Source organism: Erythrobacter sp. JB1-15, from assembly GCF_057365035.1.
Map to the genome: position 1 here is coordinate 2,719,043 of NZ_CP200295.1, position 14,906 is coordinate 2,733,948.

13 protein-coding genes are annotated in these 14,906 nt (G+C 57.6%); 10 read left to right on the forward strand and 3 right to left on the reverse strand.

Annotated features, from left to right (window positions below; genetic code table 11):
- Positions 1 to 5 precede the first annotated feature (5 nt).
- The 3 genes from AC0V6L_RS13140 (at position 6) to AC0V6L_RS13150 (ending at position 2,742) form a co-directional block, all read left to right on the forward strand.
- Positions 6 to 863 (forward strand): sulfotransferase family protein, encoded by an 858-nt coding sequence (locus tag AC0V6L_RS13140; protein WP_486154638.1) that lies wholly within the window; start codon positions 6 to 8, stop codon positions 861 to 863.
- A 62-nt stretch (positions 864 to 925) separates the two neighbouring features.
- Positions 926 to 1,504 carry a polysaccharide biosynthesis/export family protein gene (locus AC0V6L_RS13145; protein ID WP_486154639.1) on the forward strand — a complete coding sequence of 193 codons (579 nt, stop codon included), beginning with the start codon at positions 926 to 928 and terminating at the stop codon, positions 1,502 to 1,504.
- Positions 1,504 to 2,742, forward strand: a complete 1,239-nt coding sequence (locus AC0V6L_RS13150) for an outer membrane beta-barrel protein (protein ID WP_486154640.1) — start codon at positions 1,504 to 1,506, stop codon at positions 2,740 to 2,742. Before AC0V6L_RS13145 ends, AC0V6L_RS13150 begins: the two co-directional genes overlap by 1 nt.
- 47 nt (positions 2,743 to 2,789) lie before the next feature.
- Here the strand turns inward: AC0V6L_RS13150 and AC0V6L_RS13155 are convergent, their stop codons facing one another.
- The 3 genes from AC0V6L_RS13155 to AC0V6L_RS13165 are packed head-to-tail and all read right to left on the reverse strand — an operon-like array spanning position 2,790 to position 6,360.
- Complete coding sequence (locus AC0V6L_RS13155) at positions 2,790 to 3,989, reverse strand: glycosyltransferase family 4 protein (protein ID WP_486154641.1); 1,200 nt, start codon at positions 3,987 to 3,989, stop codon at positions 2,790 to 2,792.
- Positions 3,989 to 5,356 (reverse strand): pectate lyase family protein, encoded by a 1,368-nt coding sequence (locus tag AC0V6L_RS13160; RefSeq protein WP_486154642.1) that lies wholly within the window; start codon positions 5,354 to 5,356, stop codon positions 3,989 to 3,991. Before AC0V6L_RS13160 ends, AC0V6L_RS13155 begins: the two co-directional genes overlap by 1 nt.
- Positions 5,353 to 6,360 (reverse strand): sulfotransferase family protein, encoded by a 1,008-nt coding sequence (locus AC0V6L_RS13165; protein WP_486154643.1) that lies wholly within the window; start codon positions 6,358 to 6,360, stop codon positions 5,353 to 5,355. Before AC0V6L_RS13165 ends, AC0V6L_RS13160 begins: the two co-directional genes overlap by 4 nt.
- Positions 6,361 to 6,554: 194 nt before the next feature.
- Here AC0V6L_RS13165 and AC0V6L_RS13170 point away from each other — a divergent pair, with 194 nt between their 5' ends.
- The 7 genes from AC0V6L_RS13170 to AC0V6L_RS13200 all read left to right on the forward strand — a co-directional run bounded on the left by AC0V6L_RS13170 (position 6,555) and on the right by AC0V6L_RS13200 (position 14,876).
- Complete coding sequence (locus tag AC0V6L_RS13170; RefSeq protein WP_486154644.1) at positions 6,555 to 7,901, forward strand: O-antigen ligase family protein; 1,347 nt, start codon at positions 6,555 to 6,557, stop codon at positions 7,899 to 7,901.
- A complete protein-coding gene (locus tag AC0V6L_RS13175) occupies positions 7,886 to 9,253 on the forward strand; it encodes a lipopolysaccharide biosynthesis protein (protein ID WP_486154645.1) in 1,368 nt (455 codons plus the stop codon). The genes AC0V6L_RS13170 and AC0V6L_RS13175 overlap by 16 nt, the downstream gene beginning before the upstream one ends.
- A complete protein-coding gene (locus AC0V6L_RS13180) occupies positions 9,250 to 9,795 on the forward strand; it encodes a glycosyltransferase (RefSeq protein WP_486154646.1) in 546 nt (181 codons plus the stop codon). The genes AC0V6L_RS13175 and AC0V6L_RS13180 overlap by 4 nt, the downstream gene beginning before the upstream one ends.
- A complete protein-coding gene (locus tag AC0V6L_RS13185) occupies positions 9,774 to 10,397 on the forward strand; it encodes a glycosyltransferase (RefSeq protein WP_486154648.1) in 624 nt (207 codons plus the stop codon). The genes AC0V6L_RS13180 and AC0V6L_RS13185 overlap by 22 nt, the downstream gene beginning before the upstream one ends.
- Positions 10,337 to 11,251 (forward strand): sulfotransferase domain-containing protein, encoded by a 915-nt coding sequence (locus tag AC0V6L_RS13190; protein ID WP_486154649.1) that lies wholly within the window; start codon positions 10,337 to 10,339, stop codon positions 11,249 to 11,251. Before AC0V6L_RS13185 ends, AC0V6L_RS13190 begins: the two co-directional genes overlap by 61 nt.
- Before the next feature lie 28 nt (positions 11,252 to 11,279).
- A complete protein-coding gene (locus AC0V6L_RS13195; protein ID WP_486154650.1) occupies positions 11,280 to 12,368 on the forward strand; it encodes a glycosyltransferase family 4 protein in 1,089 nt (362 codons plus the stop codon).
- Between the two features lie 156 nt (positions 12,369 to 12,524).
- Positions 12,525 to 14,876: a GumC family protein gene (locus tag AC0V6L_RS13200; protein WP_486154651.1), complete on the forward strand. Its 2,352-nt coding sequence runs from the start codon at positions 12,525 to 12,527 to the stop codon at positions 14,874 to 14,876.
- Positions 14,877 to 14,906: the final 30 nt, after the last annotated feature.

Consider the following 14,906-nt stretch of genomic DNA (forward strand, 5'->3'; position numbering starts at 1 on the left):
AGGCCATGGCCGTTTCCCCCAAACCTCCCTTAGATTTTATCGTCATCGGCGCGATCAAAGCGGCGACGACATGGGTGCAGGCACAGATGGCCCAGCACCCCGACATATTTGTACCAGAGATTGAACCGCATTTCTTCACCCGCGATCATGATAAAGGGTGGCAGTGGTATCGCGATCTGTTCCCTGATGAGAAAGCTGGCGGCGCATTGTGGGGCGAGAAGACAGCTGATTACCTGGCCAAGCCCGAAGCCGCCGAGCACATCAAACGCGAATATCCCGATGCACGATTGATCGTGCAGTTTCGCAATCCGATTGAGCGTGCCTATTCCGATTACAAAATGCTCTATCGCCGGGGCACTGTGAAAGGCCAGCCGGAAGAATATCTCACCGCGCCCGGCAATACCCAGCCGCGATTTTTGAACGATGGGCTGTATGCAAAGCACCTGTCGCGCTGGTTTGATCTGTTCCCGAAAGAGCAAATCCTCAGCTTTACATTTGAAGATGTGAAACAGCGTCCGCAGGAAACTCTCGACAAAGTGTGGGGCCATATCGGGGCCAATCCGCATTTTGACAGTGAATTTGCCAAGCGGCGGCAAAATGACAGCTCAGCGCGGCTGTTGCCTTTGCCAGTGCGGCAGGCGCTTGCCCCGTTAAAGCCGCTGGTTAAGCCCTATCGCAATTCATCCCTGTTCAAATCAACCCGCGCCTTGTTTGCGCGCGATCTTGAATATCCCGCGCTTTCGCCTGATCTGCGCGCGCATCTGGCTGAATTCTATGCCGATGATGTCGCGCAGCTTGGAACGATGTTGGGACGCGATCTGTCACCATGGCTTTCTGCACAAAAACATGCAGATGCCGCCTAGTTATTGTTATGTATGACGCAAACCGCCCGAATGCGGGCCAGATGAGAAGGAGGGGCACTGCCATGCGCACAGTCTCGATCAACACCACCAAAGCCGCCGCCGCAGCAATTCTGCTCGGCGCGATGACAGCCTGCACCAGTGGGACAGCTGATTTGCCGCCGCTCGAAAGCGCAAGCGCCACCCAATTGCGCGTTGCGCCGGGAGATAAGGTGCGCGTTTCGGTTCAGGATCTTGATACAGTCAATGGCGATTACACCATTGACGAAACCGGCTCAATTTCGCTGCCGCTGATCCAGCAGGTGAAAGTGAGCGGTTTGACCTATGTGGAGATTGAAGAAGCTTTGCGCGGAGCTTTGGCTTCCAAAGAGGTTCTCAAAAACCCCAATGTCACGGTCCAGCCGCTCGAACTGCGCCCGATCTATATCCTTGGTGAAGTGCGCCAGCCGGGCGAATACGCCTATCGCCAAGGTCTCACCGTCTTTGCAGCGATTTCGCTTGCGGGCGGGTACACATACCGTGCGAAAACCGATGAAGTTGAAGTTATCCGCACGATTGGTGACCGCGAAACCACGGGCAAGGCATCAGAAGACACGATCCTTTTGCCCGGTGACCGTATCCGCATTTATGAACGGTGGTTCTAATGCCGAAACAACCGGGCGCATGGCGCGCTGTCTCGCTGTTGGCGATTTCCGCTGCGACGCTTTCGGGCGCTCCTTTGGCGGCGCAAACGACGATTGCTCCGTTGGTGGATGGGGAGGATTCTGAATTTCAGATCGACCCAATCACCGCCGGCCCGCTCAAGATATCGCCTGGCATCAATGCGACCACGCGGTATGACAGCAATATTCTTGCCGCCCCGCAAGGGACCGAAATTGACGATCTGGAATTCATCGTCCGCCCGGAATTGGGCGTGGAAATTGGTGAGAATGATTTCCGTGTTAATTTCGATGCGTTCGGCCAGTTCACCCGTTATCTCGATTTCACCACGGAAAATTCGGATACTTATGGCGCTGGGCTGGGCGTAAGCTACAGCCCGCGTCAGGGGGAGCGGCTCAGCTCCAATATCAGCTTTGCCCGATTGGCAGAGGATCGCGGCGATCCCGAAGCGCGCAATATCGCAGGGCCAGGCCCGCGTTTGATCGATCAGCTTGAAGCAGGTGTGCGCTATCGCCGCGAAGGGGGCAGGATCCTGCTCGATTTCGAAGCCGAAGTGCGCGAGCTTGATGCGACAGCGGCGATTGACGATGATCGCGATTTCACTTCGTTTGGTGGGCGCGCAACGGTTGGCTATCGTGTGAGCGGCCCGCTTTATGCGACCGTCACAGGTTTTGCGACCTATCGCGATTTTGTGCTGCCTGCGACCGCGATTGATCCGGATCGCGATGCCACAACCTATGGCGGACGTGTGGGGCTCAGCTTTGTCGACAGCGACCGTATCAGGGGCCGTGTCGGCGTGGGTGTGTTCCAGTTCGATCCGCAAGATGCGCGGCTCGATGCGCGAACGGGGTTGTCTGTCGATGCCTCGATCTCGCTGCTGCTTGACCGCCGCGCGGCGGTTGTCATTGATGCGTTCAGAGGCGACGTTGCAACCTTCCGCCAGGGCGCACAAGCGCGAACGGACACGCGCGTTGCGGTGACGGGTCAGGTTGAAATGCGGCACAATTTCTATGGCCGGATTGGCCTGCGATATCGCGATACCAACTTTGTCGGCTCAGGCATAAGCGAGCAGACTTATGGTCCGACAATTGCGGTTGAATATCTGGCCAATCGCAATCTCTCGCTGATCGCGGATGCCAATGTGGCAGAGCGGGTGAGCGATGATCCGTTTGAGGAATTTGAACGGTTCCGCGTGGGCCTTACCGCGCGGCTGCGCTTCTAATCCGGTTTGCCTGCGGCCCGTGTCTTGCGCGGTCGCAGCCAGCCTGGTTAGCGAGACAATTCCTCGTAAACCTGTGTGACACTTTCCGTGTGGCGTTCCACGCTGAAGCGGTCGCGCGCTGATGGCGCGGCGCGGGCAATCATCTGAGCGGTTTGATCAGGATTTGCCAGAACGGACCTTACTCCCTCAGCCAAAGCGGCCGCGCTTTCCGGTTCCACCAGAATGCCCGTCTCATCTTTGAGCGCTTCTGGGCTGCCGCCTGATCGGGTTGCAACCACCGGCGTTCCCACCAGCATCGCTTCCACCAGAGTGCGGCCCAAGGGCTCGCCCGTTGCAGGAACCAGCAATTGATCGCATGCGCCGATCCAGACGTGACCGGGTTTCTTAAAGCCCATCACTCGCACCGCATCCTTCATCCCGCTTGCCGCAATATGATCGCACAATTTCGCGTCCATTTCGGGCACCTTTGCCTCGCCAAACATCAAGCCGAAAACGGGGCGGTCCAGCGTGCCCTGCAAGTGCTTGATCGTATCGACGAACAGCAAGGGCCGTTTGCGGGGCACGAAACTGCCGAAAAACCCAAGCACAAGCGCATTGTCGGGCAGGCCCGTTTCGCGCAGCAATTGCGCGCGCGCTTCATCGCGGTCCACGCTAATGGTGGTGTCAAAGGGGCTGTGAACGACCTGAGCCTTGTGCGCCGCGCTCCAGATTTTGCCTTTGGGAAGGGAGAAGCTGGACACAGTCAGCACGCGGGTTGCGAGGGCAGGGGCGAGCAACCGCAAACCCATCGCGGTGGGGTCGGCGCGGTGGTGCCAGATAAGCGGCAGGCCGGCCATGCGCGCGGCCAGTGCCCAGGTGGCGTGAGTGCGGCCATCATTGGTGTGCACAATGCTAACCTGCTGATCGCGCAGGAATTTTGCGCGCGGGCTTACGCCTTTCAAAGTGCCCACAAATTTGCCCGCGCTGAATGCCTCGCCCGGAGTGAAGGATGTGACTGGAGAGGCAGGGTCAGCGATTTGCTCAAACGCACCGAAATGCTGAGCGATTTTGCCGCCTGCCATTTCGGGCACTATCAGAATGCGGAACCGCGTCTGGTCAAGCCGTTGGAGCAAACCGAGCAAGGAAATGTGGCTGCCGCCTATGCTGTCACCGGCAAAGGGAAAGCAGATCGTGATGCGCGAGTTTTGCTTTGGTCCATCACTGTTGCTCGCCGCTTCAAACCCTTGTTTGGGAGGAGCAGCGTTCATCAGCCTTTGCCTTTTTTCTTCAGACTGTCGCGGTAGCTCAAGAAATTGTCGAAATTGGAATATCCATCGCCATTGGCATCGCCCCAGCTATCGGCAACGGTGGGGTTGGCGCCGTGGCGGACTTCCCAATTGTCATCCATCCCGTCGCGGTCTTTATCCTTGTAGGCCGTGCCATCGCGCAGCTTGCTGATGGTGCCGGGGCGAGAGACAATCTTGCCTGTCTGGCTGCGGATTTCGCTGACGACCTTTTGGTCAATCCCATCGCGCGGCCATGTACCTGCACTGGCAAGAACATCGCCGTAAGCTTTCGCGGCGCTTTTCGCTTTGATGGTAGGCGCGCAGGGCGCATTGGCGACCTGACGCTGGCGCGCGGATGTCGCGACAAAGCGGAAATTGCCGATAAACTTATTGTCCCAAAGGTAGATGCTCGCCTTACCCTTGGAGCCGATATTGTTGCGCGCGATGCCTTGCGTGTTCTGGCTGCCATTGGGGCCAAGAACAAAGGTGTTGCCGACGATGGAAACGGGTGTTCCGCCAAAGCTCTCCCAAACCTCGGCAAACTGGCTTTCCGCGTTGTAGAGGACGTTGTTGACCACTTCGACGCAGGAGCCCTTGGGGAAATTTATGTCCGGATTGCGGTCGCCATTATGCGCGCAGATATTGCCGATAAAGCTGACGCGCTGCGCGTCTTTGGGATCGCTTGCCAGCAAAGCGCATTTGTCATGGCGAGGGATACCGTAAGAAAAGATCGAATTGCTGATCGTGATCTGATCATTGTCGCCATATCCATTGATCAATTCATCGCTCGCCCAACTGGCGCTGATGTGATCGAGCAAAACTTTGCGGCTGTTTTCAATGGTGATGGCATCATCGCTTTTGCGATTGGCGCTGAGCCGGTCGAGCCGGATGCGCACATGGCGGACAACCACATTGTGCGTGTTCTTGATAAGGATGGGGGTGCGCGCAGAATTGCCGCCTGCATGGGTGATGACAATGCCTCCGCCCGGAGCGGTCTGCCCGGCAATCGTCAGATAGGGGTTTTTGATCACCGGAGGGCGCGATGTGAAGCGGAAGACGCCGCCGACGCGGAACACGCAGACACGCGGACCTTTCGCCACAAGACAGGCGCGCAGTGATCCTTTGCCGGTATCCTTGCGCGTGGTGACATAGATAATCTTGCCCCCGCGCCCGCCAACAGCGCCCGCACCATGTCCAATAGCGCCCGGAAATGCGAGCGTGCCGCTTACCGGCTGCGGCGCGGGCGGAGGCGCTGCATCCACCGGTTCAGCGCAGGCCGTAAGGCCCAGGGCCAGCGCGGTTCCTGCGGCAAATGTTGTTTTTGCCGAATGCGCAAACATCTTAATCATGCTGGTCTCCCTGACATAGACCTGTCCTGAGTTTCGTTTGCGACGTTATCATCATTGGACTTGTTGAAATAACCATACCGCCACAACAAGGGTGCAGCAAGCAAGCTGAACATCGCCTGTTTGGCGCGCGGCATTTTGGATTTCCATCCGATATCTTTGCTGATGCGGATTTCATCTGACATCCGGTGACGGCTTCCCGCGACCTGATGCTGCGGCTTCATAATCTCGCCGCCATGGGCAGGGCGGACATACTCTTCACCAACCAGCGCCATGATCCGTTTGATCGTGGCTTCGGGGTCGGCGACGAAATCCTCATAGCGCACGCGGATGCTCCGATTGCTTGGCAGTCTCCAGCGCAAGATTTCCGCTCCCATATTGACGACGAACCAGCGCGCAGCGGTAAACCACAATGGCTTGGGCTTAAGCTCTTTCTGAATGCCGTCTTCGACTTTGATGCTGTACGGCTTCATCATCGACCATGCGACACCGCGTCCATCGCGGACCACATGGACAAGATAAATCTCGACATCGTCCATGGCGAGCATGCTGGACGCGCGGCCCGGCAATTTTGAGCTATCGAGCACAATGCGCGTGCCTGCCTGATTGGCGATTTCGGCAAACAAAGACCGGGAAAGGCGGGCATAATCCGCCACATCTTTGTGCGGGCGCAGCTTTCGCAGCAGGCGTTTCAAGCTGAATAACCACTCTGAGCGGTTCAGCAGCCGCCCGTATTCTTCAACCGAAGTTTCGGGATTGGCATCCTTCCAGCGGGTGACAACTGGCCCCCAAAACTCGCAATCAGGCACGGTTTCGCGGCATGCGCAAAATTCGCTGTTTTCCCATACATGCCGCGGAAGCGCGGTGATCTCGCCTGCTGCAAACACGCTTTCCTGCTGGCCCACAGCGATATCAAGCAGCGTTGTCCCGCTGCGGCCATAGCCTGTCACATAGATCAATTTGAGCGGAGCGCGCCCGCTTTCCCCCTGGCTTTGATGCTTGGACATTGATCGCGGGCTTTCTGGCTCGAGGCGAAACTTCTACGCGATGTTAAATCGGCTATTTTGGGCACAGTGAGCAAGGTATCTTTGGTATATCCAAAGGACCAATTCCTGATACGAAGTGATAGCCACAATGCGCAAGCGGCTGTCCTTCTACGCAATTGTGTGACGGCGGGCGTGAAGGCACTAAGGCCGCAGACATGTCTAGCGAACACACCTTTGACCAAACCGAAAGCGCTGCTGAAGCGCCGGAAACATCTGCGGATGAGGCCGGATATTTTGCGCCGCCGGTTTATGGGGTTGAACAACAGGGCCACATGAATGTCGGTGCCCAGCCGCGCATCACGCGTCTGGTTCTGTTCCTGGCAGTGTTCCTGTGCGGGTGGAGCGTGCTGCGGGTTGGCGACATCAACCTGACATTGAGCGATATCGGGATTACCGTGGTTATCTGCGCGATGCTTTTCCGCGGAGAATTGAACACCCGGCCATTTGGATCGATGAGCGTCTTCTGGATATCGGGCATCGCGCTGATGCTGGGCGGACTGCTGCTCAGCACGATTGCCAATGGAGAGATGATCCGCTGGCTGCTCGTCGCTGCGCAATATCTGTTTGCGTTTCTGTTGGTGCCGATGGTCCTTATGGGTCAGCAAATCACAGTAACCCGGCGGCTGCCTGCGCTGTTTGTGCTGGGCATTACGGTGTCGCAAATGATCGGGATTTCAGCGAGCTTGTTGTTCGATCACACTGACACGCTCGCGCTGATGGGCGATGGATTTCTCACGGGCAATGGGCGCGTCGGCGCGATGACGGGAGAGCCCAATCCCAATGGCGCCATGATCGCCTTTGCGTTTCCGATGCTGCTTTATTGTGTGCGTAATCGCACCATTCCAGCCAGCATCGCGGTGATCTGCGGAGTGATCTTAGCATGGGGATTGCTGGCGAGCGGGTCTTTCACGGGCTTTATTGCGGCGGTTGTCGCGGCGGGTGTGTATTTCGGTTTTTCCGGCTTTGCCGCATTCTCACGGTTCGCGATCGCAGGGGCGCTTGGCATCTTTTTGTTTGTCGCATCCGGTGCGCCCCTGCCCGAAGCGTTTGAGACCCGCGTGGCAGGCGCGCTTACGACAGGCGATCTTAATGAAGCGGGCACATTCACTGACCGCGCTGATCTGATTTCAGAAGCCTGGCAAATGGCCGACGATAATGTGCTGGTTGGATTGGGTGTCGATCAATACCGCGTCGTCAGCCCGCATGGCGCGCCCGTGCATGAACTGCACCTGCTCATCTGGAATGAAGGCGGCGTTGTCGCGTTTGTCGGCTTGCTGATGATCCTGATTATGCTGATCGCAGCGGGGCTGACCGCGCTTGCCCGAAGCCGGGATGAAGGCGCGATGATCATCGCGGTTGTCGCGGTGTTTATGGTTTACACCTTTTCCATCCCGCACATGTATTCGCGCCAATGGATCATGCCCGTCCTGCTTGCGATGAGCACCTATTTCGCCATTCATCCCAGCTATCAGGCGGTCTTCAGACCATGGCAGCGCAGCTGAATATGGGCGCTATCGGGCAAAAATGGGCGCAGCTGTCGGGCAACGATATGCTGCGCTCGCGGCTTGGCAGCATCATGCATTTGCTCACCGGCAGCATCGGTGTGGCTTTGCTGATGATGGTCAGCACAGTGCTGGCTGCGCGCGCATTGGGGCCAGAGGCTTACGGCGTCCTGGCCATCGTGCTTACCATCGGGCGCATTTGCGAGCGTCTTTTGCGATTTGAAAGCTGGCAGCCGCTGATCCGGTTTGGCACTCAGGAAGAGGTTGAAAACGATCCTGAAAAAATGTCGCAGCTGTTCTTGTTCGGGCTGTTGCTCGATGCAGGGTGCGCTTTGCTTGCTGCGGCGGTTATGTTGGGGGCAGGGTTCTTTCTGCTTGAACAGGTCGGGCTCGAGCCATCGGACTTTTACCTCCTTGCCATTTTTGCACCTGCCATCGCGTTCAACATCAGAGGCGCGCCCACCGCTGCGCTCAGAATGGCGGGTCAGTTCAAACGGCTTGCCTATTTCAAACTGTTTTCTGCCGTGCTGCGGATCATCATGGCGGGCGCCGCTTATCTTGCAGGGGCTGACATTGCGACGTTTCTGGCGATCTGGATGGCTGCGCAATTGATTGACACTGCCGTGTTTGGCTGGCTGGCGAAATTAGCGCTTGAAGACATGGGGGTTGCCAATCCGTTTAAAGCGGGAGTCGCAGGCATGACGAACCGCTTCCCCGGCTTTATGGGATTTGCCTGGTCCACCAATGCATCAAGCGCGCTGCGAACCCTTACGCAAGAGGCGGACACCTTGATCGTCGCTGCATTTGTCGATCCTGCGGCGGCCGGTTTCTACCATCTGGCAAAACGCTTTGCGAAAGTTGCACAGCAGGTGGGCCAGCATGTGCAAGCGGTGATCTATCCCGACCTTTCACGCATGTGGGCGCGTAAGCAATTCACCGATGTGCGCGGGCTAAAACTGAAAGTGCAATTGGCACTCGGGGCGATTGGCGTGCTTCTCATTGGGGGCACGTGGGCCGTTGGACGGCCCTTGGTTGAATGGGTGTTTGGCTCTGATTTTGAACTGGTGTTCCCGTTACTGCTCACTCAATTGGTTGCGGTGACTTTGATTATGGTGGCCGCGCCTGCGCGCTCAACCATGCTTGCGATGAACCGGCCCACGATTGTTCTCGGTATTGCCATCGCGGCAACGGCGGCGTTTTTTGGTGTCGCGTTCACCGCTCTACCCGCCTTTGGCGCGATTGGCGCGAATTATGCGCATATCGCGTTTGCAGGGCTGACCGTCATCGCGCTCGAAATTGCGTTCCGGTTTGGGTATGCCGCGCCGCGCGATGCACAGGCGAGAGCGTCATGACCGCGCCCGCGCGCCATATCACATTTGTGCTGCCCGGATTGCGGGCCGGAGGTTCTGAGCATGTCGTCACTTTCGTGGCGGGCAAGCTGGCAGAGCGCGGCCACAAGGTTGAAATTGTCAATTTTGAAACCGGCGAAACACCGCCTTATTATCCCCCCGATCCGCGAGTTGAGGTTTCTTATCTCTCGCGGCCTGTGAAAAAGCGCGCCAAGCTTGATGCGCTGCGCGAAATTGCAGTGCGCACGCGTGATCTGCGCCGGCATTTTGAGCGCACAAGGCCCGATCTCATCATCAGTTTTCTGACCCGCACCAATGTCCAAGCGGTGCTCGCCAGCCGCGAATTGGGCATCCCTGTGATCGTGTCCGAGCGCAACAATCCGGTGCAGCAAAATCCGGGCAGAGTGTGGAACTGGCTGCGCCGTAAAACCTATCCCATGGCGACCGGGCTTGTCACGATGACGCGCGGCGCGATGGAGTGTTTCCCCCTGCTATGCGCCAAAGATCTTGGGTTATTCCCAATATGGCTGAGTGGGGTGATGTGAACCCGGCGGGCCATAAAGGGGCGAACGATCAAGAGGCGGGCAAAGTGCTCACTGCGGTTGGCAGGCTGACCCATCAGAAGGGTTTTGACATGCTGCTCGAAGCCTTCGCCAAAATCGCGTCCGACCATCCCGATTGGACTTTGCGCATCTGGGGCGAAGGGCCTGATCGCCGCGCGCTTGAACAATTGCGCGACAATCTTGGCCTTGAAGGGCGAGCAGAGCTTCCCGGTGTGACCGAAAGGCCAGGCCAATGGGTCGAAAGCGCCGATGCCTTTGTCTTAAGCTCGCGGTTTGAAGGCTGGGGCCTTGTCTTGGGTGAAGCGATGGCGGCGGGCATTCCCTCAATCTCATTTGCCTGCGATTTTGGCCCTGAAGACATGATAACAGATGGCGATGATGGCCTGTTGGTAACCGCCGATGATCCGCAGGCTTTGGCGCAGGGGCTTGACCGATTGTTGGGTGACAATGACCTGCGCCGCCAGCTAGGCGCTCGCGCGAAAGAGACCAGCCAGAGATTTGTGCCAGAAGCCATTGGCAAACAATGGACCGATATGATCGAAAATCTCCTGAGCGAGACGGCACCTATAGATACCGGAGTTTGAAGACGATGTTGACTGCCCTCAAAGCCCGTGTGCTGGATTTCAAACGATCCAACCATGATGCGCGGCTGCAAACCATGGTGGGCAATGTCAGCGCCTATCTGGTTTCCTATCCCAAAAGCGGGCGGACCTGGCTGCGATATCTGCTGTCGCTTTATCTGGCGCGCACATATGACCTGGGCTTCGAGCCTGATCTGCGCTCGACTTTCAAAGTGCTGCCAAATTTCGATCTCGATATGGAGCGCGGCCTGCCATCGACTGAGGCTTTGGCTACCAAGAACCTGCCTTTGATCGCGGTCAGCCACCGGGATTTTGACGCAGAATTGTTCGCCCCGCGCAAAACGATCATGTTGGTGCGTGATCCGCGCGATGTGCTGGTCTCATCCTATTTCCACCAAACCAAGCACAAGCACCGCTTTGAAGGTGATATTGCCGCATTTCTCGAAGATGAAACTTACGGTGCTGCTGCGATTGCTGCTTACCACAATGGCTGGGCGCAAGGCTTGATCGGGCATCACGCACTGACGATCAGCTACGAAGAATTGAGCGAGGACACGCACGGGGTTGTTCGCAATGTCCTGCACTTTTTGGGCATTCCGGTGGATGAAGCGGTGCTGGATGAAGCGGTGACCAAGGCACAGTTTGATAAGATGCGCAAGAAAGAGCAGAAAACCGGCATTCCCGGCCACGAATACAATCGCGAAGATGCCGATGCATCGCGGGTGCGCCGGGGTAAGGTTGCTGGATACACTGATTATCTTGGCCCTGATGAAGACGCGCGCGTGCAGGAATTGTTCGATGCGCATTTAACGCCGGCAGGTCGTGCTTTGTTCGCACCAACCGGCTTTTTGGCTTAGGCGAAAGGGTGCAGGGTCAGGCACGCTAGTGAAGATTTGCTCCATCACCAACAGCCTGACATCGGGCGGCGCAGAAGTGCTTGTGAGCGGGCTTTCGGCTGAATTCGCGCGCGCGGGCGATGCGTCATTGGTGATCGCGCTTTGCGACGCTGAAACGGTGGGCAATTCGCCGGAAACCGAAGCGCGCATGATCGCCGAGATCGAAGCTGCGGGCGGCAGCTTTGTGTCGCTGGGCCTGTCGGCAAAGCGAGGGCCGGTGGCAGGCGCTTTTGCGATGCGCAAAGCTTTGCGGACTTTTCAGCCCGATATCGTCCATGCGCACACCGTCCGCGCGCTTCCGATGCTGACATTGAGCCGGAATAAAGCGCCGGTTGTGCTCACTCATCACAACACCAAATTGCCGTTTTCGCCGCGCATGTTTCCTCTGTTTGACCGGATGACGGACACCTATGTCGCCATCGGAGCGGATGTTGAAAACGTGCTGGCACCTTTGGTCCAAAAGCCGATTGTCCGCATTCCCAATGCAGCAGGCCGTTCGTTTGCGCAGGGTAAACCGCGCGCTGCTTCGCAAGCTAAGCCGCATATCCTATCGGTAGGCACGATCAGCGAGCAGAAGAATTACCCGCTGCTGATAGAGGTTGCCAAAGCGATGAAGGCCAGCGAGCCGGGCCATCCCATGCCGGTGTTCCAGATCGCGGGCGGCGGGGCGCAGCTGGACGCCTTGCGCGCGACTGTTACGCGTGAAAGCCTTGACGAAATGGTTCACTTTTTGGGCGAACGGTCTGATATTCCTGATCTTATGCGGGCGAGCGACCTTTATCTCAACGTGTCGCTCTATGAAGGCATGCCGATCACATTGCTTGAGGCGATGGCCAGCGGATTGCCGATCATTGCCACCAATGTTCCCGGCAATTGCGAGCTGGTTGATGATGATATTAACGGGCTGAAAGCACCCTTGGGCGATGCGCATGCGATTGCCGCACGGATCAGCGACATTCTTGGCGATGGCGCTCTTTATGCGAAGCTATCGAAAGGCTCGGTTGCTCGCAGCGGTGATTACTCCATGGAGAACACCGCTGCAAAGCACCGGAATCTCTACGTTTCTTTGGCGGGGTGAGCATTCGGACAGGGCGACCTCCACCAAAGGGGTAGTCTCAAGAGGGACGGGTCCGCTCCGCAATAGCCTTTTACCCCGGTCACTGATCTACGGTATTGAGGCTGGGAACTTGCTGCGGGACGCAACCCTTGGTGCAGCAATCATTGGAGACGAACGGTGAACGATCTAGCCCTCAATCAGCCTCGGGAAAACCTTCCCACCCAGCGCCGAGGGTATCTCACGCAGCAGCTGCAGGATTCGCAGCCGCAAACCTTGCAGGCGGAACAATTCGGCCTGCAGGATCTGATCCGCATTTTTGAACGCCACAAATTGCTGATCCTTGGCATTGTTGCGGCGGTCACTTTGGCGACGTTGGCGTGGCAATTGCTGTCGCCCAAGCTTTACCAGTCCACCGCCAATATTCAGGTTGAGCTGATCGATGACACCGGCACCAACCAGGCCGATGTTCTGGCGCGCAATGTTCAGCGCTTGGCAAACGAGCGCAAATTGTACCGTTCGCGCAATTCTGCACAGACTGTTGTTGAAACGCTGGCCTTGCATGAAGATCCTGCCTTCCACCGCGAAATGGGCGGAGCGCCTTCGGGCAGCGAGGCGGACCAGATCAACAAGGCCGTTTCCACCGTCCTTGATATGACACGGGTGGAATCGGAAGATGGCTCTGACCTTATCGAATTGACGGCAACCGCGCGTTCGCCTGAAATGGCCGCCGATATCGCCAACGCATTCCCCGCAGCCGTGCGCGATCTTAAACGCACACGCAGCGAAGAGCGCCGTCAGGAATTGCTCGGCGATCTGGGTGCTGAACGCGAAGAGCGTGTGACCGTTGCAAAAGAAGCGGCCGACAAGCTCGCTGAATTCCGCGTTGAAAACCGAATGCTGGTCGGGGCAGGGGGCACAGAAGACCTTGCGCAGATCAACCGCATTGCGGCCGAAGCGGCCTCTGCCACCGCCCGAGGGGCAGGCGCGTCAGCCGCTAGCGCAGGTGTTGCAGCCGCCGCTGGCATTCGCTCAACCGCGGGCGCTACCAATGCTGCGGTCAACCAATTGCAACGCCAAGAAGCGCAATTGAGCGCGGAACTGGCGCGGTTGTCGCAAACTTATGGTGATGGATATCCTGAGCTGGTGCGAGTGCGCACCGAGCTGCAAACCGTGCAGTCCAATCTGGCGCGCGAACAGGCAGCCGCACGCGCTGCCGCGCAGGAACAGGCCAATGCCGAAAGTGCGCGCATGGCCCAATTGTCCCGCGCCGATGCCGCCCGCGATCAGGCGCGTGCCGGCCAGTTGCAGTCCGCAGTCGCTTCGCTGACATCCAAAGCGTATCAGAATGCGGCCAATACTCCGCTGCTCGAACAGCTTGAACGCGAAGCTGTCACCAGCGCGCAGGCCGTTGCCGAGGTCGCTGAACGGATTACGCGCGTGCGTTCTGAAAAGCTGGTTGAAGGTGTGACATCCAACATCATCTCACCTGCGACAGCCAACAATGAAGCCGTGTCACCATCACCGCTCAAGACGACATTGATCGCGCTGATCGGCTCGGCCATTCTGGGCATGATTATCGCATTCATGATCGACATGCTCGACGACCGGCTGCGCACTGTCGCGCAAATTCGCAAGTTCTTCGGTATGCCGGTGTTTGGCATGTTGCCGATGCTGGATGAGGGTGTCTCGCCCAAACTGCGCGAGAGCCCGCTGTTCAAAGAGCCGCAATCGATGTTCTCCGAAGTGTCGCGCTCAATGTATTCCGAAGTGCGCGCGCTGATGCCTGTCAATCAGTCGCAAAGCGTGCTCGTCACATCGCCTTTGCCGGGGGATGGCAAATCGGTGGTCGCGCTGACATTGGCAGCGGCGGCTGTGTCAATGGGTAAACGCGCGGTGATCCTTGATCTTGATCTGCGCCGTTCGGGTATTTTGCAGATGATCCAGCAGGATATCAACGCGCCCGAATTGATGGACGTGGTGCGCGGCGAAGTTGACTTGCCCGCTTTGAATGCGCCTGAGGATCCCGATGTGGTTGATGCAAAATCAGGTGTTGATCTGGTCACGCACCCTAATGACGATGAAGAGATGATTAGCCGTTTTGCCCTGCTCAGCGCCTCATCGCCGGTGGCAGAGCCTGCCGCAGTTCTAAGCTCGTCGAAGTTCCACAATATGGTTCAAGACCTCAAATCACGGTTTGACCTGGTGGTCGTCAATGCGCCTGCCGTGCTGGCTGTACGCGATGCCCGTTCCATGTGCGATTACACCGATGATACGGTGTTGGTTGCGCGCTGGGGTAACACCACGATCGATCAATTCCGTGCCACGCTGGAGATGCTCGGCTCGGGCAATGTTGCTGGCTGCGTCTATAACCAGGTCGATTACGCTGAACATGCGCGCCGCCGTTATGGCGACTCGGTCCAGTTCTACTACGAGGCTGCTGATTATTATGTCGGTGTGCCGCGTCAGTTGACTTTGAAAGAGCGGATCATGCGCAAATTCGGTCGCCGCCCGGCTAAAGCGTCGATCTGACAAAGGCGGGTTGAGCGCCCATCAAACCAT